Source organism: Pseudomonas sp. FG29 (assembly GCF_057809355.1).
Map to the genome: position 1 here is coordinate 103,141 of NZ_JBMDJU010000011.1, position 26,297 is coordinate 129,437.

Below are 26,297 nucleotides of genomic sequence, written 5' to 3' on the forward strand. Positions count from 1 at the left end.
GTCTCGAAACCGGTCGTTACCGGATGGGCTCAGTATGCGGCGGTCAAGGTCAAGGGCGGTCAGGCCTGGGTAAAGCCTGAGTAAAGGCCGCAGAGCCCAGTCTTTACAGACGGTGCGGAGCGTCAGGGCGCGTAGTAGTAGCCGCGGCTGCGCAGCGCCAGGATGCGCGGACGGCCGTCCGGGTGTGGGCCGAGCTTCTTGCGCAGGTTGCTGACATGCATGTCGAGGCTGCGGTCGTAGAGCGTCAGCTTGCGCCCCAGCGCCAGTTGCGCCAGCACCTGTTTGTCCAGCGGCTCGCCCGGTTGACGCAGCAAGGCTTCGAGCAGGCGGCTCTCGGAAAGGGTGAGAGGAATATCATGGCCGTCAAGGGCGACGATACCGCGGTTCGGGCTGAAGCTCAGATCGCCCAGCTCGAGCTGACTGCTGGTCGGCGCCGGTGTGGTGCGGCGCAGTACGGCGCGCAGACGGGCTGTCAGCTCGCGCGGATCGCAGGGTTTGGCCAGGTAGTCGTCGGCGCCCAGTTCCAGGCCGAGGATGCGATCCAGCGGCTCGCCGCGCGCAGACAGCATCAGCACCGGCAACTCGGCATGTTCGCTGCGTAGCTGCTTGAGCAGCTCCAGGCCATTGCCGTCGGGCAGCATGACATCCAGTACCACGGCGTCTGGCGCTTGTGCGGCCAGGGCACGGCGGGCGCTGGCGGTGTCATGGCACGCGGTGATCTGGAAACCTTCCTGTGTCAGCCAACTGCTTAGCAGCTCGCAGAGTTCCTGGTCGTCATCGATCAGCAGCAGTCGGCTCATGAGGTTCAGTTGATCCACTCACGGCGCGTCTTGCGCTGGCCACGCAGGAGGGCACCGAACAGCACCGAGATCAGGCTGACGGCGCCGCCGATGGCGAACCAGGTCTGCTCCTCGCTGAGCAAGCCGGGTTGCATCTGTGCCTGGCTTTCCTTGAGCTGCAGGCGCAGGCGTTGGTTCTCCTGGCGCAGGCGTTGTTGCAAGGCACTGCTGTTGCTTTCCAGATCACTGCGCATCTGCTCGCTTTGCGCCAGGCGCTGCTGCAGGTCATTGATCTGCGCATGCAGGTGCGTCGTGTCGCTGGACACGGGCGCCGACGGCGTTTCTTCGGCCTGCGCCGCGCTGCAGGCCAGCAGAAGGGCGGCCAGCAGGCTCAACGGGATCGAACGCATTGTGGTTCCTTGTCGGCGTGAGGCGCGGTTCAGGGGAAGACTTTCTTGAAAGGCTTGACCACCACACTGGCGTAGACGCCGGCGGCGCGGTAAGGATCGGCCTCGGCCCAGCTCTGCGCCGCTTCCAGCGAATCGAATTCGGCCACGATCAGGCTGCCGCTGAAGCCCGCCGGGCCGGGATCGTTGCTGTCAATGGCCGGGTGCGGGCCGGCCAGCACCAGGCGGCCTTCCTGCTTGAGTTGCTCCAGCCGTGCCAGGTGCGCAGGTCGCGCGGCCAGGCGGTTGTCCAGGGAGTTTGCAACGTCGGTAGCGATGATGGCGTAGAGCATCTCGATCCTTAGGGCGGGGGCGTTGGCACCCTGGCGGGTGCTTTTTTGCCCGATGGCGGGAGCCAGCGAGCGCATGTGGCGGCATAATAACAAACATCAATCTCAACGAAAGCGCCGCCATGAACGTCGATCTGCATTGTCACAGCACCGCCTCCGATGGTGTCCTGGCCCCAGCCGTGCTGGTGGCCCGGGCGCACCAGCGCGGCATTCGTCTGCTGGCGCTGACCGACCATGACACCCTCGAAGGCCTCGACGAGGCGCATCGCACGGCGGCCGAGCTGGACATGCAGTTGGTCAACGGTATCGAGCTGTCCTGTACCTGGGGTGGCGCGACCATCCACGTTCTGGGCTACGCCTTCGAGCGCGATGCGCCGGCACTTCGCCAGGCCATCGAGGCGCTGCATCACGGGCGCTGGCAGCGTGCCGAGGAGATCGACCGGCGCCTGGCGGCCAAGGGCATGCCTGGTGCGCTGGACGGTGCGCGGGCGGTGCAGCAGGAGCTGGGCGACAGCGGCAATGCTCCGGCGCGGCCACATTTCGCCGAGTTTCTGGTGCGTGCCGGGCATGTGCGCGACCGCGCCGAGGCCTTTCGCAAATGGCTGGGGGCGGGCAAGCTGGGCGACGTCAAGCAGCACTGGCCGGAGCTGGAGTCCGTGGTCGACACGCTGCGCGCCGCCGATGCCTGGATCAGCCTGGCGCATCCCTGGCAGTACGACTTTACTCGTAGTAAGCGTCGACGCCTGGTTGCCCATTTCGCGGCGGCGGGTGGGCATGCCCTGGAAGTGGTCAATGGCATGCAGCCGGCCGAGCAGGTCGGCGGCCTGGCGATACTGGCGCGCGAATTCGGTCTGATGGCCAGCGCGGGCAGCGATTTTCACGCACCTGGCGATTGGTCCGAGCTGGGTCTCTACCGTCCCTTGCCGGACGATCTGACGGCGCTCTGGAAGCGCTTCGAACATGCACAGCCTATCGCTGTCACCCCATGAACAGGGAACGAGTGTGAGCCAATTCTTCCAGATACATCCGGAGAACCCCCAGGCACGCCTGATCAAGCAGGCCGTGGAGATCATCCGTGGCGGTGGGGTGGTGGTCTATCCGACCGACTCCTCGTACGCGCTGGGTTGTGCCATCGGTGACAAGAACGCGGTCGAGCGCATTCGTCGCCTGCGCCAGCTCGACGACAAGCACAACTTCACCCTGGTTTGCCGTGATCTGTCGCAGCTCGGCCTGTTCGCCAAGGTCGATACCGCCGCTTTTCGTCTGTTGAAGATCCATACGCCCGGCCCGTACACCTTCATCCTCAACGCCACCCGCGAAGTGCCGCGCATGCTCCTGCATCCTAAGCGCCGCACCATCGGCCTGCGTGTGCCGAGTCATCCCATCGCCCTGGCACTGCTCGAACAGCTGGGCGAGCCGTTGATGAGTGTCAGCCTGATCCTGCCGGGGGACGATCTGCCGTTGTCCGACCCGTACGAAATGCGCCAGTCTCTGGAGCATCACGTGGATCTGATCATCGACGGTGGCTTTGGCGGTCTGGAGGCCTCGACGGTGATCAACCTGTCCGGTGAGACGCCGGAGATCATTCGCGTGGGCTGCGGCGATCCGTCACCTTTTGCCGAAGACGACTGAGTGCTGGCTATAATCGGGACTTTTCTCGTTCAGGGTAGAACCTCTTGAGTGCCATCGACTCCGCGCGCCGTGTCATGTCCGGCATGCGCCCGAGCGGCCGCCTTCACCTCGGCCATCATCACGGTGTGCTGAAGAACTGGGTCAGGCTGCAACACGAATACGACTGTTTCTTCTGCATCGTCGACTGGCATGCCCTGACCACCGAATACGCCGAGAGCGGCGACCTCCAGCAGCATGTCATGGACATGGCCATCGACTGGCTGGCCGCTGGCATCAGCCCTAGTTCGGCGACGCTGTTCGTGCAGTCGCACGTGCCCGAGCACGCCGAGCTGCACCTGCTGCTGTCGATGATCTGCCCGCTCGCCTGGCTCGAACGCGTGCCGTCCTACAAGGAACAGCTCGCCCAGCAGGCCGGCAAGGATCTCTCCACCTACGGCTTTCTCGGTTATCCGTTGTTGCAGGCGGCGGACATCCTGCTCTATCGCGCCGGTGTGGTGCCCGTGGGCGCGGATCAGTTGCCGCACGTCGAGTTCGCCCGCGAGGTGGCGCGTCGTTTCAATCACCTCTACGGCCGTGAGGCGGATTTCGAAATCAAGGCCCAGGCCGCTGTCGGCAAACTGGGCAAGAAGGTCGGCAAGCTCTATAGTAATTTGCGTCAGGCGTTTCAGGAGCAGGGCGACGGTGAGGCGCTGGAAACCGCGCGGGCCTTGCTCAAGGAGCAGAACACGCTGACCCTGGGCGATCAGGAACGGCTGTTCGGCTACCTGCAGGGCGCCGGCAAGCTGATCCTGAGCGAACCCCATGCCTTGCTGGCCGATGCCGACCGGGTGCCTGGGCTGGACGGCCAGAAGATGGCGAAGTCGAGGGGTAACGCCATCTACCTGCGTGACAGTGACGAGGTGATCGAGGAAAAACTGCGGCGCATGCCCACCGATCCGGCGCGCGTGCATCGTGACGATCCGGGCGAACCACAGCGCTGCCCAGTGTGGTCTCTACATCGCCTGTACTCCAGTGACGAGCGCATGCATTGGGCGCTGGAAGGCTGCCGCAGTGCCTCGATCGGTTGCCTGGACTGCAAGAGCGCACTGTGTAGCTCGATCCAGGGCGAGTTGGCGCCGTTGCAGCAGCGCGCCATCGACTACGAAGGCAGCCCCGAGCTGGTACGCAGCATCCTCGCCGAAGGCGCCGAGCGGGCCCGCGACGAAGCGCGCGATACCCTGAGCGAAGTGCGCCTGGCCATGGGCCTCAACCGCCACTGATGGAGCCCGTGCGATGAGCGATACCACGACCCCCGACGAGCAGGCCGGCGCCCAGCAGGAACTGCCGTTTGCTCTCGTATACGGTGAGGCGGTCACCGAGCTGCCGCTGGATCTGTATATCCCGCCGGATGCCCTGGAGGTGTTTCTCGAAGCCTTCGAGGGGCCGCTCGACCTGCTGCTTTACCTGATCCGCAAGCAGAACATCGACATCCTCGACATCCCCGTGGCTGAGATCACCAAGCAGTACATGGGCTACGTTGAGCTCATGCATTCGGTGCGCCTGGAGTTGGCCGCCGAGTATCTGGTGATGGCCGCCATGTTGGCCGAGATCAAGTCACGCATGCTCCTGCCGCGTTCCAGTGAGGCCGAGGAAGAAGAGGACGATCCGCGCGCCGAACTGATTCGTCGTCTGCAGGAGTACGAGCGCTTCAAAGCGGCTGCCGAAGACCTCGACGAGTTGCCGCGGGTCGGGCGTGACGTGCATGTGCCACGCCTCGATGCGCCTGAGGCGCGAGCGCGCAAGCTGCTGCCGGATGTCAGCCTGGAGGAACTGCTGGTGTCGATGGCCGAGGTGCTGCGCCGCGCCGATATGTTCGAGAGCCACCAGGTCACCCGTGAGGCGTTGTCGACCCGCGAGCGCATGAGCGAAGTGCTCGAACGCCTCAAGGGCGGTGGCTTCGTGCCCTTCGTCGAACTGTTCGCCATCGAGGAAGGGCGCCTCGGCGTCGTGGTGACCTTCATGGCCGTGCTCGAATTGATCAAGGAATCCCTGGTTGAGCTGGTGCAGAATGAGCCCTTTGCCGCCATCCACGTCAGAGCCCGTGCCGAATGAACCTGAGCGATCCGAAAGACCTGGCCCAGTTGCTCGAAGCCTTCCTCCTGGCATCCGGCAAGCCGCAGTCGCTGGAGCGGTTGTACGAGCTGTTCGAGGAAGCCGAACGGCCGGAGCCGGCGCAGTTCAAGGCCGCGCTCGAGGTGTTGCGCAAATCCTGCTCGGGGCGGGCATTCGAACTCAAGGAAGTGGCCTCCGGCTATCGCTTGCAGGTGCGTGAGCGCTTCGCTCCCTGGGTTGGCCGCCTGTGGGAGGAGCGCCCGCAGCGCTACTCGCGTGCATTGTTGGAGACTCTGGCGTTGATCGCCTACCGCCAACCCATCACCCGTGGCGAGATCGAGGAAGTGCGCGGCGTGGCGGTCAACAGCAACATCACCAAGACTCTGCTCGAACGCGAGTGGATTCGTGTGGTGGGTTACCGCGACGTGCCGGGCCGGCCTGCCATGTTCGCCACCACCAAGGGTTTTCTCGACCACTTCAACCTCAAGAGCCTCGATGAGCTGCCGCCGCTGGCCGCGCTGCGCGAGCTGGAGCCCGAGCCGCAGCTGGCGCTGGACGACGAGGCTGAGGTGCCGGCAGGCCTGCAGGCGCGTGCCGATCTGGCCTTGCAGGAAGAAGGCGAGCCGGCCGAGCCGCGTGAAGAAACCAGCTTTCGCAGCCTGTTGGCCGAGCTGGATTCCATGGAGGAGGGCCTCAAGACCGATTTCGACGACCTGCGCCAGGCAGAAGAAGAGTCGACTGTCGATGCGCCCCTGGCCGACCTCGAAGACGATCCGACCTTGCATTGATTCGCTTTACCGGCCGTATGCACAGGATCAATCCCGCTGCGCAACCGGCAATCCGTATCCTGGCTGGCGAATCGTCATGCGAGGACACACGTCGTGAGCAAGAAACCCTGCATCAAGGTCTGCGAATTCGAACGGGACATCTGCCTGGGCTGTGGGCGTAGCCGCCAGGACATCAAGGCCTGGAAGCGCCTCGACAAGCAGGAACGTCTGGCGCTGCTGGCGCAAGCCGACATGCGTCTGCTGGCGCTGGAGGCCACCGGTCGGCGCAAATACCGGAACTGAGCTGAAGCAAACCGCGATCTGGCGTGCATGCGCGCCAGCTTCGACTACCCTAAGCGCTCGGCAGCGCGTATGATTCGCGCCCTTTTGATCATCCGTCCTTACACCGGGAGGTGCCTTAGATGAGCGAACATGATGTCCAGCGTCCGGCTGGCGAAAAACTGCAGAAGGTTCTGGCGCGCATGGGCCTTGGCTCGCGTCGGGAAATCGAAACCTGGATCGGCGAAGGCCGGGTCAAGGTCAACGGCGTCGTGGCCGACCTGGGCCAGCGCGTGGAGATCAGTGATGCCATCGTGCTCGATGGTCGTCTGCTCAAGCGTGAGGAAGTCGCCAGCTCCGTTCGCCGCGTGCTGATCTACAACAAGCCCGACGGTGAAATCTGCACCCGTGACGACCCGGAAGGCCGTCCTACCGTGTTCGACCGTCTGCCGCGCCCGAAAGAAGGCCGCTGGATCAACATCGGTCGCCTCGACATCAACACCACCGGCCTGTTGCTGTTCACCACCGACGGTGAGCTGGCCAACCGCCTGATGCACCCGTCCTACCAGATGGATCGCGAATATGCGGTGCGTGTGCGGGGCGAGGTGACCGAGGAAATGCTGGAAAACCTCAAGCGCGGCGTGATGCTCGAGGACGGCCCGGCCAAGTTCACCGACATCAAGGAAGCGCCCGGTGGCGAAGGTTTCAACCACTGGTATCACTGCGTGGTGATGGAAGGGCGTAACCGTGAGGTGCGCCGCCTGTGGGAATCGCAGGGGCTCGTCGTCAGCCGCCTCAAGCGCGTGCGCTTCGGTCCGGTATTCCTCACCTCCAACCTGACCATGGGCCGCTGGCGGGAAATGGAACAGCGCGAGATCGATATCCTCAGTGCTGAGGTCGGCCTGGCGCCCCAGGCGTTGCCGGCGATGAAGGAAAAGACGCGCGACAAGCTCGATCGCCTGCAGCGCAAGTCCGCCAAGCCGCTGGAGCCGCGTGGCAAGCGCGTGCTGCGTCCGGCGCAGGACGAAGCGGGCGAGGGTGCCCGCCCAACCAGAGCGCCGCGTCAACAGGATGGCGAGCAGCGTGCGCCGCGTGGCTCTCGCCCCGACTCGGCGGGCCGTGGTCAGCGTGATCGCAGCACGCCAGTGGCCGAGCGCCCGAGTGATGTGAAGAAGCGCCAGCCGCGCCCGGCAGTCGAACTGGCTGATCGGCCTGCGCGCAAACCGCGTCCGGCAGGGTCGGACAAGCGTACCCCGGCAGGCGATGGCCAGCGCCCGGGCTTCGGCCGCAAGCGCTGATCTCGCTTCAGGCAAAAAACAACGCCCCGCGCAGCCAGCTGCGCGGGGCGTTGTCGTTTTTGCGGCGGATGGCGGCGATCAGCCCGCCATGGTCAGGCGATTGCGGCCTTCACGCTTGGCCACGTAGAGCGCGTTATCGGCCCGGCGCAGCAGGCTTTCGCTGGATTCGCCCGGCAGCAGGCTGGCGCAGCCGAGGCTGATCGACACCTCGATGGGCTGCCCGGCGTTCAGGCACTGCAGTTCCATCACGGCAAAGCGCAGGCGCTCGCCAACCAGGGCTGCGGCCTCGCGACCGGTGTTGGAGAGAATGATGAGGAACTCTTCGCCGCCATAACGGAACACCATGTCGACATTGCGCAACAGGCTCTTCAGCGTTTGCGCTACCGCCTTGAGCACCTCATCGCCGAGGGCATGGCCATGGTTGTCGTTGATCAACTTGAAGTGATCGATGTCGAGCATCAGCAGCGACAGCGGTTGCAGGTTGCGGCGAGCCACGTCGACTTCGCGTTGCAGCACCTGATCCATGGCAATGCGATTGCCGGTATCGGTCAGCGGATCGCGCAGCGCGCTGAGCAGGGCGGTACGGTAGAGCAGGGCATTGCGCAGCGGAAACAGCAGGCAGGCCAGCAGCGATTCCAGCTGGGCCAGTTCCTCTTCATCGAAGCGCTGGCGGCGGCGGAAGGTCAGCTCGCCGAGGTATTCGCCTTCATGGCTGAGGCGGTAGCCAGCCGAGTGCGGCGCACGCTCGCCGAGTTCCAGGCGCAGATCATGTGCCGAATGCTGGAAGGTCAGCGAGTCCAGAGGAACCAGGCGCTGCACTTCGCGGAAGAACAGTTCGAGAATGCGCTCGATCTCCAGGCTGGTCTGGAGTTGCAGGCTCAGTTGGTGACGCAGTTCGATCAGCGTGGTGGGCTTGACCGGCAGGCTGCGGGTGTCAGCAAAACCCAGGCGCTGCAGTTTGGCTGCGTCGAAATCGATGGTGTTGGTACGGCTGGGGGGAACCATTTGTCTGAACCTCTGGCGCAATGATGCGGCGACGAGGAGGTTAGAGCGAATTCCGTGCCATCTGTTTCGTCGGATTTAAAAATGCTTTTAATTCATTGGCTTAGGTTTTATTTGCGGGGCATGGAGGCAAGTATTTGCCGGTTGCCTGACGCCAGTGGTGGCAATCTGATGCCGGCTGCGGCGGATTTCCGTCGCAGCCGCTGAGGCCGCGCGCGATTACTGCGCGTCGAGCGCCTGGCCGTTGACGCCCTGGCTGTCCGGGCCCATCAGATAGAGGTAGACCGGCATGATGCTGGCCGGCTCGGGACGGGTTGCCGGGTTCTCGCCCGGGTAAGCCTGGGCGCGCATCGAAGTCCGGGTAGCGCCTGGGTTGACGCTGTTGGCGCGGACGTTGCTGATGCCGTCGAGTTCGTCGGCCATCACCTGCATCAGGCCTTCGGTGGCGAACTTGGACACCGCGTAGGCGCCCCAGTAGGCGCGGCCCTTGCGGCCGACGCTGCTGGAGGTGAAGACCACCGAGGCATCCGGCGACAGTTTCAGCAGCGGTAGCAGCGTGCTGCTGAGCATGAACATGGCGTTGACGTTGACATGCATCACGCGCATGAAGTTGTCGCCGGAGAGCTGTTCCAGCGGCGTGCGCGGGCCGAGGATCGAGGCGTTGTGCAGCAGGCCGTCGAGGCGGCCGAACTCGTTCTCGATCAGTACCGCCAGTTCGTCGTACTGATGCGGCAGGGCGGTTTCCAGGTTGAACGGAATCACCACCGGCTGGGGGTGGCCGGCCGCCTCGATTTCGTCGTAGACCTGGCTCAGATTGGCTTCGGTCTTGCCCAGCAGCAGCACGGTCGCGCCGTGGGCCGCGAAGCTCTTGGCGGCGGCGGCGCCGATACCGCGGCCGGCACCGGTGATCAGGATGACGCGATCCTTGAGCAGGTCTGGGCGGGCGGTGTAGTCGAACATGAGGGGATCCTTCGCAGAGCTCTTGGGGGTAGGGCGGGTGTAACCCGCCAAAGGAAGAAATTGCGGGTTTCACCCGCCCTAAGTGATCAGCAGCCGCAGAGGGCGCGATCGAGTACGGCGCGTAATTCCTGCGGGTGATCCACGACCACGTCGGCGCCCCAGTTGCGTGGGTTGTCTTCGGGGTGGATATAGCCGTAGGTCACGGCCGCGGTGCGGCAGCCAGCGGCGCGCCCGGATTCGATGTCACGCGCATCGTCACCGACGAACAGAGTCTCCTCGGGGCGCACGCCGATCTGCTGGCAGGCCAGCAGCAACATGTCCGGCGCCGGTTTGCTCTGCGCCACGTGATCCGGGCAGACCAGCACCGCGCAGCGCTCGGCCAGGCCGAGGCCCGCCATGATCGGCTCGGCGTAGCGCAGCGGCTTGTTGGTGGCCACGCCCCACAGCAGGCGGCCGTGTTCGATGTCGGCGAGCAGGGCTTCGATGCCGTCGAACGGGCGGGTGAGCACGGCGCAATGTGCCTGGTAGCGCTCCAGGAACTCCTGGCGCAGGGCCTCGAAGGCGGGCGAGTCGGGCTCTTCGTCGAAGGCGCAGGCCACCATGGCGCGCGCACCACCGGATACCTGATCACGGATGATCTTGTCCGGCAGCGGCGGCAGGTCGCGCGCGCTGCGCATGGCCTGGGTGATGGCGATGAAGTCCGGCGCCGAGTCGAGCAGGGTGCCGTCCATGTCGAAGAGAACCGCTCTCAGGGGCATCAGTCTTTTCTCAGGGTCTGGATCATGTAGTTGACGTCGACATCGGCGGCCAGCTTGTAATGCTTGGTCAGCGGGTTATAGGTCAGGCCGATGATGTCCTTGACCTCCAGGCCGGCCGCGCGGCTCCAGGCGCCCAGTTCGGAGGGGCGGATGAACTTCTTGAAGTCGTGGGTGCCGCGCGGCAGCAGGCGCAGGATGTATTCGGCACCGATCACCGCGAACAGGTAGGCCTTGGGGTTGCGGTTGATGGTGGAGAAGAACACCTGGCCACCGGGCTTGACCAGCTTGTGGCAGGCGCGGATCACCGAAGACGGATCAGGCACGTGCTCGAGCATTTCCAGGCAGGTGACCACGTCGAACTGGCCAGGCATTTCGTCGGCCAGGGCTTCGGCGGTGATCTGTCGGTACTCGACCTCGACGCCCGACTCCAGTTGGTGCAGTTGGGCGACCGACAGCGGCGCTTCGCCCATATCGATGCCGGTGACGGTGGCGCCGCGCTGGGCCATGGCCTCGCTGAGGATGCCGCCGCCGCAGCCGACGTCCAGTACGCGCTTGCCAGCCAGAGCGACACGTTCGTCGATCCAGTTGACGCGCAGCGGGTTGATGTCGTGAAGGGGTTTGAATTCGCTCTCCCGATCCCACCAGCGGTGGGCCAGGGCTTCGAATTTGGCGATTTCGGCGCGGTCGACGTTGCTCATAAGCATCTCTTTCAAAGCGTGGAAAGCCTGGCCCGTCATGTTGCCAGTTTAAGGCGTCAGTTGGGGCGAGCCGGATTCGTTCAATGTATGTCAGTTTGTCGCAGGTGTTTCGAGATTCTGGCTGGGCGGTTTCAATCCTGTCGGCTTGCCTCGCGACTGCCTTGGGCGATCTGATGTCCCCAGTGCTTGGCCGTATCGATCAGTTCCTGCTCGTCCATGCGTGTCAGGCGGCCATCATCCAGCAGTTGCTTGCCACCGACCCAGACATGCTTCACGCAGTCGCGGCCGCTGGCGTAGATCAGTTGTGAGACCGGGTCATACACCGGTTGCTGAGCCAGGCCGGACAGGTCGAAGGCGACCAGGTCGGCAAGCTTGCCCGTTTCCAGCGAGCCGATCTGGTTCTCCAGGCCGAGGGCGCGGGCGCCATTGAGGGTGGCCATGCGCAAGGCGCTGTGGGCATCCAGGGCGGTCGCCGAGCCCGCCACAGCCTTGGCCAGCAGGGCCGCCGTGCGGGTTTCGCCGAGCAGGTCGAGGTCGTTGTTGCTGGCGGCGCCGTCGGTGCCGATGGCAACGTTGACGCCGGCCTGCCACAGGCGTTCGACCGGGCAGAAGCCGCTGGCCAGCTTGAGGTTGGATTCCGGGCAGTGGATCACGCTGCAGTTGTGCTCGACCAGCAGGGCGAGGTCGTCGTCATCGATCTGGGTCATGTGCACGGCCTGAAAACGCGGGCCGAGCAGGCCCAGGCGCGCCAGACGGGCCAGCGGGCGTTCGCCGTGCTCGGCCAGGGCGTCGGCGACTTCCCGCGCCGTCTCGTGCACATGCATATGAATGCCGGCGTCCAGTTCGTCGGCGAGCATGCGGATTTCTTCGAGCTTGTCGTCGCTGACCGTATAGGGCGCGTGTGGGCCGAAGGCGATACGGATGCGCGGGTGCTGCTTGAGGTCGTCGAACAGTTGCAGGCCCTTGCGCAGCGCCTCGGCGGCATCGCGGGCGCCCGGCACTGGGAAATTCAGCACTGGAATGGTGATCTGCGCCCGTACGCCGGCGTTGTGTACGCACTCGGTGGCGACCTGCGGGTAGAAGTACATGTCGGAGAAGCAGGTGATGCCACCCCGGATCTGCTCGGCAATCGCCAGGTTGGTGCCGTCACGTACGAAGGCGTCATCGACCCATTTGCCCTCGGCGGGCCAGATGTGTTCGCGCAGCCAGGTCATCAGCGGCAGGTCGTCGGCGATGCCGCGCAGCAGCGTCATGGCGGCATGGCCGTGAGCATTGACCAGGCCGGGCGCCAGCAGGCAATCCGCCAGTTCGCGGACTTCTCGCGCCTTGTGGCGCAGTGCTTCGGCGCGTGGCGTGATCAGCACGATCTGGCCGTCACGGATGCCCAGGCCGTGGTCGCGCAGCACCACACCTGCCGGCTCCACGGGAACCAGCCAGGTGGGCAGAAGCAGCAGATCGAGTTCGGTGGTGGGCATGTAGTGAGACGTCCGTGGGCGATTAGGGCATGGCAGCGGGCCGTCAGTTTATAGAGGAACGACCGGTGCTTGAAGCGCGGCCTGGATACCGGCGCTGCCAGAGTCGCGGTCAGGCTGGGTATACTCGGCGGTTTTCGGTTGCCAAGAGTGAGGTAGGGCATGCGCGAGCAATTGCTGGCGGCAGAGAAGATTCAGGCAATCGATTGGCGTGAGGGCGCGCTCTATCTGCTGGATCAGCGCCTGTTGCCTCATGAGCAGGTGTGGTTGCGGATGGAGTCGGCAGATGCAGTCGCTGCGGCGATTCGCGACATGGTGGTGCGCGGTGCGCCTGCCATTGGGATCGCTGCCGCTTTTGGCGTGGTGTTGGGGGCGCGGCAGCGCCTGGCTGCCGGCGGTGACTGGCGCGCGGCACTGGAAGCGGACTTCGAGCAACTGGCGGCTTCGCGGCCGACGGCGGTCAATCTGTTCTGGGCGCTGCAGCGCATGCGTGAGCGCCTGCAACGCCTGAAAAGCGACGCTACGGTGTTGGTGCAGCTGGAGGCTGAGGCCGTTGGCATTCATGCCAGTGACCGCGAAGCCAATCTGACCATGGCGCAGTTGGGCATGGAGCTGATTCGCAAGCACCAGGGCAATGAGCAGGTGCTGATGACTCATTGCAATGCCGGGGCGCTGGCGACCGGCGGCTTTGGTACCGCGCTTGGGGTGATCCGTGCGGCGCATCTTGAGGGGTTGGTCGAACAGGTCTATGTCGACGAAACGCGGCCCTGGCTGCAGGGCGCGCGGCTGACGGCCTGGGAGCTGGCGGCCGACGGCGTGCCGGTGAGCCTCAATGTGGATTCTGCTGCGGCGCACCTGATGAAGGTCAAGGGCATTTCCTGGGTGATAGTCGGCGCTGATCGCATTACTGCCAATGGTGACGTGGCCAACAAGATCGGCACCTACCAGCTCGCCGTCAACGCCATGCATCATGGCGTGCGCTTCATGGTGGTGGCGCCCAGCTCGACCATCGACATGGCCCTGGAAAGCGGTGAGGACATTCTGCTCGAGGAGCGTGGTGGCGATGAGCTGCGTGTCGTGGCCGGGCAGCGTGTCGCTGCGGATGTGCCGGTGACCAACCCGGTATTCGACGTGACGCCTGCGGATCTGATCGACTACATCGTCACCGAAAAGGGCGTGGTCGAGCGGCCGGACATGGAAAAGATGGCGCAACTGATGTGTCGCAAGCGTTTGCATTGATTCACAGGGGCGTCAGCGGTTGCGCATTCGGCCATCACCGGGCCTTCCTGCGCTGGCGCACAGCTGGCTGCGGGGTAGGTGTGTAGCACGCTTTGTGGTAATCTCCGGCAGTTTTCACGGGGCCTGCCTGCAGTGGCCTTCGGCGCCTCCTGATGTGGCATAACCCGTTGATTTATCGTGAGTCGTCATGGCCAGTCGCCAGGGCGACGAACTCCGTAGCGTTCAGGAAGAATAGCGCGGAGTTTCACCAGAAAAAGGAACCAGGCTTCTCATGGGCGAACTGGCCAAAGAAATCCTCCCGGTCAATATCGAAGACGAGCTGAAACAGTCCTACCTCGACTACGCAATGAGCGTGATCGTCGGGCGTGCGCTGCCGGATGCGCGCGATGGCTTGAAGCCGGTCCACCGTCGTGTGCTCTACGCCATGAGCGAGCTGGGCAACGACTGGAACAAGCCCTACAAGAAATCCGCCCGTGTGGTCGGTGACGTGATCGGTAAATATCACCCGCACGGCGACACGGCGGTGTACGACACCATCGTACGTATGGCGCAGGACTTCTCCCTGCGCTACCTGCTGGTCGACGGCCAGGGCAACTTCGGTTCGGTGGACGGCGACAACGCCGCAGCCATGCGATACACCGAAGTGCGCATGACCAAGCTGGCCCACGAGCTGCTGGCCGACCTGGAAAAGGAAACCGTCGACTGGGTGCCCAACTACGACGGCACCGAGCAGATCCCGGCGGTCATGCCGACCAAGGTGCCGAACCTGTTGGTCAACGGTTCTTCCGGTATCGCCGTGGGCATGGCGACCAACATTCCGCCGCACAACCTCACCGAAGTGATCGATGGCTGTCTGGCGCTGATGGACAACGCCGAGCTGACCGTCGATGAGCTGATGCAGTACATCCCTGGTCCGGACTTCCCCACTGCGGGCATCATCAATGGCCGTGCCGGCATCATCGAGGCCTATCGCACCGGCCGTGGGCGCATCTATGTGCGCGCCCGGGTCGAGGTCGAGGACATCGACAAGGTTGGCGGTCGCCAGCAACTGGTGGTGACCGAGCTGCCGTACCAGCTGAACAAGGCGCGTCTGATCGAGAAGATCGCCGAGCTGGTCAAAGAGAAGAAGATCGAGGGCATCACCGAGCTGCGTGACGAATCCGACAAGGACGGCATGCGCGTGGTGATCGAGCTGCGCCGTGGCGAGGTGCCGGAGGTCGTGCTCAACAACCTCTACGCCCAGACCCAGATGCAGAGCGTGTTCGGCATCAACGTCGTGGCGCTGGTCGACGGTCAGCCGAAGACCATGAACCTCAAGGACATGCTCGAGGTGTTCATCCGTCACCGCCGCGAAGTGGTGACCCGCCGTACCGTCTACGAGCTGCGCAAGGCGCGCGAGCGTGGTCACATCCTCGAAGGCCAGGCGGTTGCGCTGTCCAACATCGACCCGGTGATCGAGCTGATCAAGGCTTCGCCGACCCCGGCCGAGGCCAAGGAGCGTCTGCTCGCCACTGCCTGGGAATCCAGCGCGGTGGAAGCCATGGTCGAGCGCGCCGGTGCCGACTCCTGCCGTCCGGACGGGCTGGATGAGCAATACGGCCTGCGCGACGGCAAGTACTACCTGTCGCCGGAACAGGCTCAGGCCATCCTCGAGTTGCGCCTGCACCGCCTGACCGGCCTGGAGCACGAGAAACTGCTGGCCGAATACCAGGAAATTCTCACGCTGATCGGCGAGCTGATCCGCATCCTGACCAACCCCGAGCGCCTGATGGAAGTCATCCGTGAGGAGCTGGAGAAGGTCAAGGCCGAGTTCGGTGACAAGCGCCGTACCGAGATCATCGCCTCGCGTCAGGATCTGACCATCGCCGACCTGATTACCGAGGAAGAGCGTGTCGTCACCATCTCCCATGGTGGCTATGCCAAGAGCCAGCCGCTGGCCGCCTATGAGGCGCAGCGTCGCGGCGGCAAGGGCAAGTCCGCCACCGGTGTGAAGGACGAGGACTACGTCGAGCACCTGCTGGTGGCCAACAGCCATGCGACCCTGCTGCTGTTCTCCAGCAAGGGCAAGGTGTACTGGCTGCGTACGTTCGAAATTCCCGAGGCTTCGCGTGCTGCCCGTGGTCGCCCACTGGTCAACCTGTTGCCGCTGGACGAAGGCGAGCGCATCACCGCGATGCTGCAGATCGACCTCGAAGCGCTGCAGCAGAGCGCTGGTGCCGACGAAGACCTGGATGACGAAGGCGTGGTGATCGAGGGCGAAGCCGTCGAAGTGGTCGAAGCCGAGGAAGTCGAAGAAGTCGAGGGTGAAACCCCCGAGTTGGTCGCCGAGCCGACCGGTGCCTTCATCTTCATGGCCACCGCTTTCGGTACCGTGAAGAAAACCCCGCTGGTGCAGTTCAGCCGTCCGCGTAGCGCCGGTCTGATCGCCCTGAAGCTGGAAGAGGGTGACACCTTGATTGCCGCCGCCATCACCGATGGCGCCAAGGAAGTCATGTTGTTCTCCGACGCCGGCAAGGTGCTGCGCTTCGCCGAGAGCAAGGTGCGCACCATGGGCCGTACCGCGCGCGGTGTGCGTGGCATGCGTCTGGGCAAGGATCAGCAGCTGATCTCCATGCTGATCCCGGAGTCCGGCGCGCAGATCCTCACGGCTTCCGAGCGCGGCTTCGGCAAGCGCACCGGTCTGGGCAAGTTCCCGCGTCGCGGTCGTGGCGGCCAGGGCGTGATCGCCATGGTCACCAGCGAGCGTAACGGCAAGCTGGTCGGTGCCATCCAGGTGCAGGACGGTGAGGAGATCATGCTGATTTCCGATCAGGGCACCCTGGTGCGTACTCGTGTCGATGAAGTCTCCAGCTCCGGCCGTAACACCCAGGGCGTGACCCTGATCAAGCTGGCCAAGGACGAGACCCTGGTCGGCCTGGAGCGTGTGCAGGAGCCGACCCCGGTGGAAGAGGACGAGCTGGTCGAAGGCGAAGAGGGCGCTGAAGTCGCCGAAAGCGCCGACGCACCGATCGCCGACGCCGAGGAAGGCAGCGAGGAATAAAGTCGGGCTTTGTGGGGCGCTTTAGCGGCGACAGTCGCCGCTAAAGCCTCTCCCACGGCACGGCAGACAGTTTGGACATGCCATCGCCTGGTGGTGGCGTTCTGTGAATCTGAGAGAGACAGACGTGAGCAAGCGAGCTTTTAACTTCTGCGCCGGCCCGGCCGCGCTGCCGACCGCTGTACTGCAACGTGCCCAGGCCGAGATGCTCGACTGGCAAGGCAAGGGCCTCTCGGTGATGGAGATGAGCCATCGCAGCGATGAGTACGTGGCCATCGCCAGCCAGGCCGAGCAGGATCTGCGCGATCTGCTCGCTGTGCCCAATGACTACAAGGTGCTGTTCCTGCAGGGCGGTGCCAGCCAGCAGTTCGCCGAGATTCCGCTGAACCTGCTGCCGGATGACGGCGTCGCCGACTATGTCGAGACCGGCATCTGGTCGAAGAAAGCCATCGAAGAAGCGCGTCGCTATGGCGCCATCAATGTGGCTGCCAGTGCCAAGGCGCACGACTACTTCGCCATTCCCGGGCAGAACGACTGGCAGCTGTCGAAGAACGCCGCTTACGTGCACTACTGCAGCAACGAGACCATCGGCGGTCTGCAGTTCGACTGGGTGCCGCAGACCGGCGATACCCCGCTGGTGGTGGACATGTCCTCGGACATCCTCTCGCGCCCCATCGACGTGTCGCAGTTCGGCCTGATCTACGCCGGCGCGCAGAAGAACATCGGCCCCAGCGGCCTGGTGGTGGTGATCGTCCGCGAAGATCTGCTCGGTCGCGCCCGCAGCGCCTGCCCGACCATGCTCGACTACAAGATCTCCGCCGATAACGGCTCGATGTACAACACCCCGGCGACCTATTCCTGGTACCTCTCCGGCCTGGTCTTCCAGTGGCTGAAGGAGCAGGGCGGCGTCGAGGCGATGGAGCGTATCAACCGCGCCAAGAAGGATCTGCTGTACAAGGCCATCGACGACAGCGACTTTTACAGCAACCCCATTGCTCACAATGCGCGCTCCTGGATGAACGTGCCGTTCCGCCTGGCCGACGAGAAGCTGGACAAGGCTTTCCTGGCCGGTGCCGACGAGCGCGGCCTGCTCAATCTTAAGGGCCATCGCTCGGTAGGTGGCATGCGTGCTTCCATCTACAACGCCGTTGGCCTGGATGCCGTCGAGGCGCTGGTGGCCTATATGGCCGAGTTCGAGAAGGAGCACGCCTGATATGTCCGAGCAGGAACTGCAAGCGCTGCGCGTACGTATCGACAACCTCGACGAGCGCATTCTCGAGCTGATCAGCGACCGCGCGCGCTGCGCCGAAGAAGTCGCCCGCGTGAAGATGAAGGAGCTGAAGGAAGGCGAGTCGCCGGTCTTCTATCGCCCCGAACGCGAGGCTCAGGTGCTCAAGCGCGTGATGGAGCGTAATCAGGGCCCGCTGGACAACGAGGAAATGGCGCGGCTGTTCCGTGAAATCATGTCCTCTTGCCTGGCCCTGGAAAATCCGCTCAAGGTGGCCTATCTCGGCCCTGAAGGCACCTTCAGTCAGGCGGCGGCGATGAAGCACTTTGGTCACGCCGTGATCAGCGTGCCGATGGCCGCCATCGACGAAGTGTTCCGTGAAGTGGCAGCTGGTGCGGTGAATTTCGGCGTGGTGCCGGTGGAGAACTCCACCGAAGGCGCGATCAACCACACGCTGGACAGCTTCCTCGAGCACGACATGGTCATCTGTGGTGAGGTGGAGCTGCGTATTCACCACCATCTGCTGGTCGGCGAGACCACTCAGACCGACAAGATCACCCGCATCTACTCCCATGCCCAGTCGCTGGCCCAGTGCCGCAAGTGGCTGGATGCGCACTACCCGAACGTCGAGCGCGTAGCGGTCTCCAGTAACGCCGATGCGGCCAAGCGGGTGAAGAGCGAGTGGAACAGTGCGGCCATCGCCGGCGACATGGCAGCCAACCTTTACGGCCTGACCAAGCTGGCCGAGAAGATCGAGGATCGCCCGGACAACTCCACGCGCTTTCTCATCATCGGCAACCAGGAAGTGCCGCCGACCGGCGACGACAAGACCTCGATCATCGTCTCCATGCGCAACAAGCCGGGGGCGTTGCACGAGTTGCTGGTGCCGTTCCACAACAACGGTATCGACCTGACCCGTATCGAAACCCGTCCGTCACGCAGTGGCAAATGGACTTACGTGTTCTTCATCGACTTCGTCGGCCATCATCGCGATCCGCTTATCAAGGACGTGCTGGAGAAGCTGGCGCAGGAAGCCGTGGCGCTTAAGGTGCTGGGCTCCTATCCCAAGGCGGTGCTTTGAGTGGAGCCTGATCGGCAGATGGCGCCTGGCGAAGGTCGCGTCGATCGCGGCCAGCGTGCCTCGATCAAGTGCCAGGAGCCTTGTGTCATTTGGTTCACCGGGCTCAGTGGCGCTGGCAAGTCGACTCTGGCTGAAGCGCTGGAGCGCAGTCTGCTTGCTGCTGGCCGGCATACCTATCTGCTCGACGGCGATTGCCTGCGCCAGGGGCTCAACCGCGATCTGGGTTTTTCCGGGGCGGCTCGGCAGGAAAATATCCGTCGCGCGGGCGAGGTCGCTGCGCTGATGCTCGATGCCGGCCTGATCGTCATCGCCGCTTTCATTTCCCCGTTTCGTACCGACCGTGATGCCGTACGTGCGCGGGTGCCTGGGCGATTCATCGAGGTGTTCGTCGACACGCCCCTGGCGGTCTGCGAACAGCGCGACCCTAAGGGCCTTTATCGTCGTGCACGCGCCGGGCTGATTCCTGATTTCACCGGGATCGATTCGCCATTCGAGGCGCCGCAGGCTGCAGAGCTGCGTATCGACACCAGTCAGTGTGCGGTCGAGGCGGCCGTGCTGCAGATTCTCGATTACCTCAGGAGCCACCATGCCTTGTAGAGTGGCGCCTGCATCACCGGTTGCCGCCGGTGCTTTCGTCAACCGAGTTGCTTCAGAGATGAGTCTCCGTTCATGAGTTGCGATTTCCTTGCCCTGGCTCAGCCGGGCGTGCAGAAACTGTCCCCTTACGTACCCGGCAAACCGGTCGACGAGCTGGCTCGTGAACTCGGGCTCGATCCAGCCGGTATCGTCAAGCTGGCCAGTAACGAGAACCCTCTGGGCCCGGGCGACAAGGCGCTGGCCGCCGTTCGTGCCGAGCTGGATGAGCTGACCCGCTATCCCGATGGCAACGGCTTCGTGCTCAAGGCGGCGCTGGCCGAGCGCTATGGTGTGAATACCGCGCAAGTGACTCTGGGTAACGGTTCCAACGATATCCTCGATCTGGTTGCGCGCGCCTATCTGGCGCCGGGTCTCAACGCGGTATTCAGCGAATACGCATTCGCCGTCTATCCCATCGCTACCCAGGCTGTCGGGGCTCGCGGCAAGGTCGTGCCGGCCAAGGAATATGGCCATGATCTGCCGGCCATGCTGGCGGCCATCGATGACGACACGCGTGTCGTGTTCATCGCCAACCCCAACAACCCGACCGGTACCTGGTTCGGCCCGGATGCACTGGAGGCCTTCCTCGCCAAGGTTCCTGAGCGCGTGCTGGTGGTGCTCGACGAGGCCTATATCGAATACGCCGAGGGTGACGAGCTACCCGATGGCATGGACTACCTGGCGCGCTTCCCCAATCTGCTGGTCTCGCGCACCTTCTCCAAGGCCTATGGCCTGGCAGCGTTGCGCGTCGGCTATGCGATCAGCTCGCCGGCCATCGCTGACGTTCTCAACCGTGTCCGCCAGCCCTTCAACGTCAATAGCCTGGCCCTGGCTGCTGCCTGCGCAGCGCTGGGCGATGCCGACTACCTGGCCGAAAGTCGTCGCCTGAACGATGCCGGCATGCAGCAGTTGCAGGATGGTTTGCGTACGCTGGGCTTAAGTTGGATTGCCTCCAAGGGCAACTTCATTGCCGTGGACTTTGGTCGTGATACCGCTGCGATCAACCAGGCGCTGCTGCGTGAGGGCGTCATCGTTCGTCCGGTAGCGGGCTATGGCATGCCCAACTTCCTGCGTGTGTCGATTGGCTTGCCGCGTGAGAATGCGCGCTTCCTCGAGGCGCTGGCCAAGGTGCTGTCGGCGTGACGGCGACTGTAACGGCAGTGCAATCGAATGCCCCTAAGATCGGCCGCCTGGTGGTGGTCGGCCTGGGTTTGATCGGTGGCTCCTTTGCCAAGGGGCTGCGCGAGCGAGGGCTGTTCGAGGAGGTGGTTGGGGTCGATCTGGATCCACAGTCGTGTCATCTGGCTGTCGAGCTGGGCGTCGTCGATCGCTGTGAGAGCGATCTGGCGCTTGCCTGTCAGGGCGCTGACGTGATTCAGCTGGCGGTGCCGATTCTGGCGATGGAGAAGCTGCTGGCCGAGCTGGCCAAGCTGGAACTGGGGCAAGCGATTCTCACCGATGTCGGCAGCGCCAAGGGCAATGTCGTGCGGGCGGCACGCAAGGCCTTCTTCGGGCGGCCTGTGCGCTTCGTACCGGGACATCCGATTGCCGGCTCCGAGCAAAGTGGGGTTGAGGCCGCCAATGCCGAGCTGTTCCGCCGCCACAAGGTCATCCTCACTCCTTGCGAGCACAGCGATGAAGCCGCCGTGGCGCGGGTGGAAGGCCTGTGGCGTGAGCTCGGTGCGGATGTCGAGTCGATGGAGGTGGAGCATCATGACCAGGTGCTTGCAGCCACCAGTCACTTGCCGCATCTGCTGGCCTTCACCCTGGTCGACTCGCTGGCCAAACGCAGCGAGAATCTGGAGATATTCCGTTATGCCGCTGGCGGCTTCCGTGATTTCACACGGATCGCCGGCAGCGATCCGGTGATGTGGCACGATATCTTCCTTGCCAACCGCGAGGCCGTGCTGCGCACGCTCGACGTTTTTCGCGATGACCTCGACGCCCTGCGCGACGCGGTCGACGCTGGGGATGGGCACCAATTGCTCGGGGTATTCACCCGAGCGAGGGTAGCTCGCGAACATTTCAGCAAAATTCTGGCCCGCAGGGCCTATGTGGACGCTATGCATTCGACCGATCTGATTTTCCTGGCCAATCCCGGTGGTAGCCTGAGCGGGCGTATTCGCGTACCGGGCGACAAGTCCATTTCGCACCGTTCGATCATGCTGGGCTCGCTGGCCAACGGCACCACCGAAGTCGAAGGTTTCCTCGAAGGCGAAGACGCGCTGGCGACCATTCAGGCGTTCCGTGACATGGGTGTGGTCATCGAAGGCCCGCACCATGGCCGCGTAACCGTGCATGGTGTCGGCCTGCACGGCCTCAAGGCGCCGGCTGGCCCGCTGTACATGGGTAATTCGGGCACCTCCATGCGCCTGTTGTCCGGCCTGCTGGCTGCGCAGCCGTTCGACACCACGCTGACCGGCGATGCCTCGCTGTCAAAGCGCCCGATGAATCGCGTGGCCAAGCCGCTGCGTGAAATGGGTGCGGTGATCGAGACCGGCCCTGAAGGTCGTCCGCCGCTGAACATCAAAGGCGGCCAGCGCCTGACCGGCATGAGCTATGAAATGCCCATGGCCAGCGCCCAGGTCAAATCCTGCCTGCTGCTGGCTGGTCTGTACGCTGCTGGCAAAACCTCGGTGACCGAGCCTGCGCCGACCCGCGACCACACCGAGCGCATGCTGCGCGGCTTCGGCTACCCGGTAAACGTCGAAGGCAGCACCGCCAGCGTCGAATCCGGTCATGCGCTCAGCGCCACGCGCATCGAGGTGCCGGCCGACATCTCCTCGGCGGCTTTCTTCCTCGTCGCCGCCAGCATCGCCGAAGGCTCCGAGCTGGTGCTGGAGCATGTAGGCATCAACCCGACCCGTACGGGTGTGATCGACATCCTCAAGCTGATGGGGGGCGATATCACCCTGGAAAACCAGCGCGAAGTGGGTGGCGAGCCGGTGGCTGACATTCGCGTGCGTGCAGCCAAGCTCAAGGGCATCGAAATCCCCGAGAATCTGGTGCCGCTGGCCATCGACGAGTTCCCGGTGCTGTTCGTCGCCGCTGCCTGTGCAGAGGGGCGTACCGTGCTGCGTGGCGCCGAGGAGCTGCGAGTCAAGGAGTCCGATCGTATCCAGGTCATGGCCGATGGCCTGCAGACGCTCGGCGTCAAGGCCGAGCCGACTCCCGACGGTATCGTCATCGAAGGCGGTGCGATGGGCGGGGGCGAGGTCTGGGCCCATGGTGATCACCGTATCGCCATGTCCTTCAGTGTCGCCTCGCTGCGTGCCGGCGCGCCGATCCGCATCCATGATTGCGCCAATGTCGCCACCTCCTTCCCCAACTTCCTCGGCCTGGCTGCTCAGGTGGGCATCCGCGTGGCGGAAGAGGGCAAGGCATGAGTGCGCCAGTCATCACCGTCGACGGGCCGAGCGGATCCGGCAAGGGCACCATTTGTGCGTTGCTGGCCAAGCAGTTGGGCTGGAACCTGCTCGACTCCGGTGCCCTGTATCGTCTGCTGGCGTTCGCCGCCGGCAATCACGGCATCGACCTGACCAACGAAGAAGCGCTCAAGCAACTGGCGGCCCATCTGGACGTACAGTTCGTCGACAAGCGCATCATCCTCGAAGGTGAAGAGGTGACCGACGCCATTCGCAATGAGCAGGTGGGGGCGGGCGCGTCGATGGTGGCTTCGCTGCCGGCGGTGCGTGAGGCGCTGCTGCAGCGCCAGCGCGCTTTTCAGGAAATGCCCGGCCTGGTGGCCGATGGCCGGGACATGGGTACCGTGGTGTTCGTCGATGCGCCGCTCAAGGTATTCCTTACCGCCAGCGCCGACGAACGAGCTCGTCGGCGTTACCTGCAGTTGAAGGCCAAGGGCGATGATGTTAATCTCGCGAGTCTTCTCGACGAGATACGGGCGCGCGACGAGCGCGATACCCAGCGCGCGGTGGCTCCGCTGAAGCCGGCAGCCGACGCAATCGTGCTGGATTCCACCGAGCTTTCCATCGAGCAGGTGCTTGAACGAATTCTGAGCGAGGTCGCTGATCGCGATCTCGCCGGCTAAGGACTTTCGGTTGCTCTAAATCGAAAAGTCCGCAAGGAGGCATGCGGGAGACCAGTCCTTGTCCCGTAGGCCTCTTTTTACATGAACGAACCCACATGGTCTGGAATGTGGTTTGGGCGAATCCCCGCCCTTGATCAACAGGAATCAACATGAGCGAAAGCTTTGCAGAACTTTTTGAAGAAAGCCTGAAATCCCTCGACATGCAGCCGGGCGCCATCATCACCGGTATCGTGGTCGACATCGACGGTGACTGGGTTACCGTACACGCCGGCCTGAAGTCCGAGGGCGTCATCCCGCTCGACCAGTTCTTCAACGAACAAGGCGAGCTGACCATCAAGGTCGGTGACGAAGTCCACGTCGCGCTGGACGCGGTTGAAGATGGCTTCGGTGAAACCAAGCTGTCCCGCGAGAAAGCCAAGCGCGCTGAATCCTGGCTGGTTCTGGAAGCTGCGTTCAACGCTGAAGAAGTGGTCAAGGGCGTTATCAACGGTAAGGTCAAAGGCGGCTTCACCGTTGACGTCAACGGCATCCGCGCGTTCCTGCCGGGTTCCCTGGTTGACGTCCGTCCGGTGCGTGATACCACTCACCTGGAAGGCAAAGAGCTGGAATTCAAGGTCATCAAGCTCGATCAGAAGCGCAACAACGTTGTCGTTTCCCGTCGCAGCGTCCTGGAAGCCGAGAACAGCGCCGAGCGCGAAGCTCTGCTGGAATCCCTGCAGGAAGGCCAGCAAGTCAAAGGTATCGTCAAGAACCTCACCGACTACGGTGCGTTCGTTGACCTGGGCGGCGTAGATGGCCTGCTGCACATCACCGACATGGCTTGGAAGCGCATCAAGCACCCGTCCGAGATCGTCAACGTTGGCGACGAGATCGACGTCAAGGTTCTGAAGTACGATCGCGAGCGTAACCGCGTATCGCTGGGCCTGAAGCAACTGGGCGAAGATCCGTGGGTTGCCATCAAGGCTCGTTACCCGGAAAACACCCGCGTCATGGCGCGCGTCACCAACCTGACCGACTACGGCTGCTTCGCTGAGCTGGAAGAAGGCGTTGAAGGTCTGGTGCACGTTTCCGAAATGGACTGGACCAACAAGAACATCCACCCGTCGAAAGTCGTTAACGTCGGCGACGAAGTGGAAGTCATGGTTCTGGACATCGACGAAGAGCGTCGTCGTATCTCCCTGGGTATCAAGCAGTGCAAGACCAACCCGTGGGAAGACTTCTCCGGTCAGTTCAACAAGGGTGACAAGATCTCCGGCACCATCAAGTCGATCACCGATTTCGGTATCTTCATTGGTCTGGACGGCGGCATCGACGGTCTGGTTCACCTGTCCGACATCTCCTGGAACGAAGCCGGCGAAGAAGCCGTGCGTCGCTTCAAGAAGGGCGACGAGCTGGAAACCGTCATCCTGTCGGTTGACCCGGAGCGCGAGCGCATCTCCCTGGGCATCAAGCAACTGGAAGATGATCCGTTCAGCAACTACGTGTCCCTGAACGACAAAGGCAGCATCGTGCGCGGCACCGTTAAGGAAGTCGACGCCAAAGGCGCCATTATCGACCTGGGCAACGATATCGAAGCGACTCTGAAAGCCTCCGAAATCAGCCGTGACCGCGTTGAAGACGCGCGCAACGTGCTGAAAGAAGGCGACGAAGTAGAAGCCAAGATCATCAGCGTCGACCGCAAGTCCCGCGTTATCAGCCTGTCCATCAAGTCGAAAGACGTCGAGGACGAGAAAGACGCGATGAAGGAACTGCGTAACAAGCAAGACGTTGAAAGCACCGGCCCGACCACCATTGGTGATCTGATCCGTGCTCAGATGGAAAACCAGAACTAAGTTCGGGGAATTCATCAAAAAAGGCGACCTTCGGGTCGCCTTTTTTATTTCCGCATCCCCCCATGACACCGTCCTTGTAGGAGCGGCGCCCCGCCGCGAACGGCAGTCATCTCGCAATGCCATCTTGACCCATGCCGCGATGCTCGTTGTGCTTAAATCCACAGCGCATCCCAGTGCGAATAATCGCCGACCCGCTCCACAAGTCCGGCTCTTATGGGATTTGCCACCACATAACGGGCTACATTTCGAACTTCCTCTTCCCGACGCAGTGCATGGTCATGAAATCCTTTCTGCCATATCGGCTGTCCCAGATGTTTGGCGGATATTGATTTAACTCTGCCCACCAGTCGGGGCAAGGTTTCATCCTGTAATTGCAGCAGCCAATGCAAGTGATCTGGCATTACGACAAAGCACAGGGTTTGGTGGGAGCCTAGCAATTCATCTTTGCGGATGACTTGTATGAGCGAACGCGCCGCTGAGAAATCAGCAAAGACCGGTATGCGGTTCTTGGTTACGGCAGTGACAAGATAGATTTGCCCGCTGCATGACCAGCGTCCTTTTCGAAGCCTGTCTGAGGCATAGCGCTTCTCTGTCATCGGATTCCCTTCCGCAAGAGCGTGTCAGCCCAGCATAGACGAGTCTGGGCCTGGCAAAAGCTTCGCCCCGAGGCGGAGCTCCTACACGAATGCACCAAGCGAAGCAGTCCTATGTAGGAGCGGCGCCC

25 protein-coding genes are annotated in these 26,297 nt (G+C 63.3%); 16 read left to right on the forward strand and 9 right to left on the reverse strand.

Going from position 1 to position 26,297, the window contains the following annotated elements; translation table 11 throughout:
- Positions 1–122 precede the first annotated feature (122 nt).
- Genes ACODS1_RS13540 through ACODS1_RS13550 form a run of 3 tightly spaced genes read right to left on the reverse strand, consistent with a single transcriptional unit; the run spans position 123 to position 1,518 of the window.
- Positions 123–800, reverse strand: coding sequence for a response regulator transcription factor (locus tag ACODS1_RS13540; RefSeq protein ID WP_489086059.1), 678 nt, complete (start codon positions 798–800; stop codon positions 123–125).
- Between the two features lie 5 nt (positions 801–805).
- The gene (locus tag ACODS1_RS13545; RefSeq protein ID WP_489086060.1) at positions 806–1,189 is read right to left on the reverse strand and encodes an SH3 domain-containing protein; all 384 of its coding nucleotides are present in this window, start codon (positions 1,187–1,189) and stop codon (positions 806–808) included.
- A 29-nt stretch (positions 1,190–1,218) separates the two neighbouring features.
- Positions 1,219–1,518: a YciI family protein gene (locus tag ACODS1_RS13550; RefSeq protein ID WP_489086061.1), complete on the reverse strand. Its 300-nt coding sequence runs from the start codon at positions 1,516–1,518 to the stop codon at positions 1,219–1,221.
- A 119-nt stretch (positions 1,519–1,637) separates the two neighbouring features.
- Between ACODS1_RS13550 and ACODS1_RS13555 the strand changes: the two genes are divergently transcribed.
- The 7 genes from ACODS1_RS13555 (at position 1,638) to rluB (ending at position 7,582) form a co-directional block, all read left to right on the forward strand.
- Complete coding sequence (locus ACODS1_RS13555) at positions 1,638–2,504, forward strand: PHP domain-containing protein (RefSeq protein ID WP_489086062.1); 867 nt, start codon at positions 1,638–1,640, stop codon at positions 2,502–2,504.
- A 13-nt stretch (positions 2,505–2,517) separates the two neighbouring features.
- Positions 2,518–3,147 (forward strand): L-threonylcarbamoyladenylate synthase, encoded by a 630-nt coding sequence (locus ACODS1_RS13560; RefSeq protein WP_322981984.1) that lies wholly within the window; start codon positions 2,518–2,520, stop codon positions 3,145–3,147.
- 44 nt (positions 3,148–3,191) lie between these two features.
- Positions 3,192–4,406 (forward strand): tryptophan--tRNA ligase, encoded by a 1,215-nt coding sequence (locus ACODS1_RS13565; RefSeq protein WP_489086063.1) that lies wholly within the window; start codon positions 3,192–3,194, stop codon positions 4,404–4,406.
- A 13-nt stretch (positions 4,407–4,419) separates the two neighbouring features.
- Positions 4,420–5,238, forward strand: a complete 819-nt coding sequence (locus tag ACODS1_RS13570) for a segregation and condensation protein A (RefSeq protein ID WP_489086064.1) — start codon at positions 4,420–4,422, stop codon at positions 5,236–5,238.
- On the forward strand, positions 5,235–6,026 hold the full coding sequence (scpB, locus tag ACODS1_RS13575; RefSeq protein WP_489086065.1) for an SMC-Scp complex subunit ScpB: 792 nt from the start codon (positions 5,235–5,237) through the stop codon (positions 6,024–6,026). The genes ACODS1_RS13570 and scpB overlap by 4 nt, the downstream gene beginning before the upstream one ends.
- A 93-nt stretch (positions 6,027–6,119) precedes the next feature.
- The gene (locus tag ACODS1_RS13580) at positions 6,120–6,308 is read left to right on the forward strand and encodes a DUF1289 domain-containing protein (RefSeq protein WP_489086066.1); all 189 of its coding nucleotides are present in this window, start codon (positions 6,120–6,122) and stop codon (positions 6,306–6,308) included.
- Positions 6,309–6,427: 119 nt separating this feature from the next.
- Entirely contained in the window at positions 6,428–7,582 is a 1,155-nt protein-coding gene (gene rluB / locus ACODS1_RS13585; RefSeq protein ID WP_489086067.1) for a 23S rRNA pseudouridine(2605) synthase RluB, read from the forward strand.
- A gap of 78 nt (positions 7,583–7,660) precedes the next feature.
- Here the strand turns inward: rluB and ACODS1_RS13590 are convergent, their stop codons facing one another.
- The 5 genes from ACODS1_RS13590 to ACODS1_RS13610 all read right to left on the reverse strand — a co-directional run bounded on the left by ACODS1_RS13590 (position 7,661) and on the right by ACODS1_RS13610 (position 12,475).
- Positions 7,661–8,587, reverse strand: coding sequence for a GGDEF domain-containing protein (locus ACODS1_RS13590; protein ID WP_322981979.1), 927 nt, complete (start codon positions 8,585–8,587; stop codon positions 7,661–7,663).
- Between the two features lie 216 nt (positions 8,588–8,803).
- On the reverse strand, positions 8,804–9,544 hold the full coding sequence (locus ACODS1_RS13595; RefSeq protein ID WP_322981978.1) for a YciK family oxidoreductase: 741 nt from the start codon (positions 9,542–9,544) through the stop codon (positions 8,804–8,806).
- Between the two features lie 86 nt (positions 9,545–9,630).
- Positions 9,631–10,302 carry an N-acetylmuramic acid 6-phosphate phosphatase MupP gene (mupP, locus tag ACODS1_RS13600; protein WP_489086068.1) on the reverse strand — a complete coding sequence of 224 codons (672 nt, stop codon included), beginning with the start codon at positions 10,300–10,302 and terminating at the stop codon, positions 9,631–9,633.
- Entirely contained in the window at positions 10,302–11,000 is a 699-nt protein-coding gene (ubiG, locus tag ACODS1_RS13605) for a bifunctional 2-polyprenyl-6-hydroxyphenol methylase/3-demethylubiquinol 3-O-methyltransferase UbiG (RefSeq protein ID WP_322981976.1), read from the reverse strand. The genes mupP and ubiG overlap by 1 nt, the downstream gene beginning before the upstream one ends.
- A gap of 131 nt (positions 11,001–11,131) precedes the next feature.
- Positions 11,132–12,475 carry a TRZ/ATZ family hydrolase gene (locus tag ACODS1_RS13610; protein WP_489086069.1) on the reverse strand — a complete coding sequence of 448 codons (1,344 nt, stop codon included), beginning with the start codon at positions 12,473–12,475 and terminating at the stop codon, positions 11,132–11,134.
- A 159-nt stretch (positions 12,476–12,634) separates the two neighbouring features.
- On the opposite strand from ACODS1_RS13610, the gene mtnA reads away from it, so the two are divergent.
- From mtnA to rpsA, 9 genes are all read left to right on the forward strand, one after another.
- Positions 12,635–13,711: an S-methyl-5-thioribose-1-phosphate isomerase gene (mtnA, locus tag ACODS1_RS13615; protein WP_489086070.1), complete on the forward strand. Its 1,077-nt coding sequence runs from the start codon at positions 12,635–12,637 to the stop codon at positions 13,709–13,711.
- 271 nt (positions 13,712–13,982) lie between these two features.
- On the forward strand, positions 13,983–16,751 hold the full coding sequence (gyrA, locus tag ACODS1_RS13620) for a DNA gyrase subunit A (protein WP_489086071.1): 2,769 nt from the start codon (positions 13,983–13,985) through the stop codon (positions 16,749–16,751).
- Positions 16,752–16,875: 124 nt separating this feature from the next.
- Entirely contained in the window at positions 16,876–17,961 is a 1,086-nt protein-coding gene (gene serC, locus ACODS1_RS13625) for a 3-phosphoserine/phosphohydroxythreonine transaminase (RefSeq protein ID WP_489086072.1), read from the forward strand.
- Between the two features lies 1 nt (position 17,962).
- Positions 17,963–19,057: a prephenate dehydratase gene (pheA, locus tag ACODS1_RS13630; RefSeq protein ID WP_489086073.1), complete on the forward strand. Its 1,095-nt coding sequence runs from the start codon at positions 17,963–17,965 to the stop codon at positions 19,055–19,057.
- Positions 19,058–19,075: 18 nt separating this feature from the next.
- Entirely contained in the window at positions 19,076–19,654 is a 579-nt protein-coding gene (gene cysC / locus ACODS1_RS13635; protein WP_489086074.1) for an adenylyl-sulfate kinase, read from the forward strand.
- Between the two features lie 72 nt (positions 19,655–19,726).
- Complete coding sequence (gene hisC, locus ACODS1_RS13640; protein ID WP_489086075.1) at positions 19,727–20,836, forward strand: histidinol-phosphate transaminase; 1,110 nt, start codon at positions 19,727–19,729, stop codon at positions 20,834–20,836.
- Entirely contained in the window at positions 20,833–23,079 is a 2,247-nt protein-coding gene (locus ACODS1_RS13645; RefSeq protein WP_489086076.1) for a bifunctional prephenate dehydrogenase/3-phosphoshikimate 1-carboxyvinyltransferase, read from the forward strand. Before hisC ends, ACODS1_RS13645 begins: the two co-directional genes overlap by 4 nt.
- On the forward strand, positions 23,076–23,741 hold the full coding sequence (cmk, locus tag ACODS1_RS13650) for a (d)CMP kinase (protein WP_489086077.1): 666 nt from the start codon (positions 23,076–23,078) through the stop codon (positions 23,739–23,741). Before ACODS1_RS13645 ends, cmk begins: the two co-directional genes overlap by 4 nt.
- A 149-nt stretch (positions 23,742–23,890) precedes the next feature.
- On the forward strand, positions 23,891–25,573 hold the full coding sequence (gene rpsA / locus ACODS1_RS13655; protein ID WP_322981966.1) for a 30S ribosomal protein S1: 1,683 nt from the start codon (positions 23,891–23,893) through the stop codon (positions 25,571–25,573).
- 152 nt (positions 25,574–25,725) lie between these two features.
- Here rpsA and ACODS1_RS13660 read toward each other — a convergent pair whose 3' ends face one another.
- Entirely contained in the window at positions 25,726–26,169 is a 444-nt protein-coding gene (locus ACODS1_RS13660; protein WP_489086078.1) for an REP-associated tyrosine transposase, read from the reverse strand.
- Positions 26,170–26,297 lie beyond the last annotated feature (128 nt).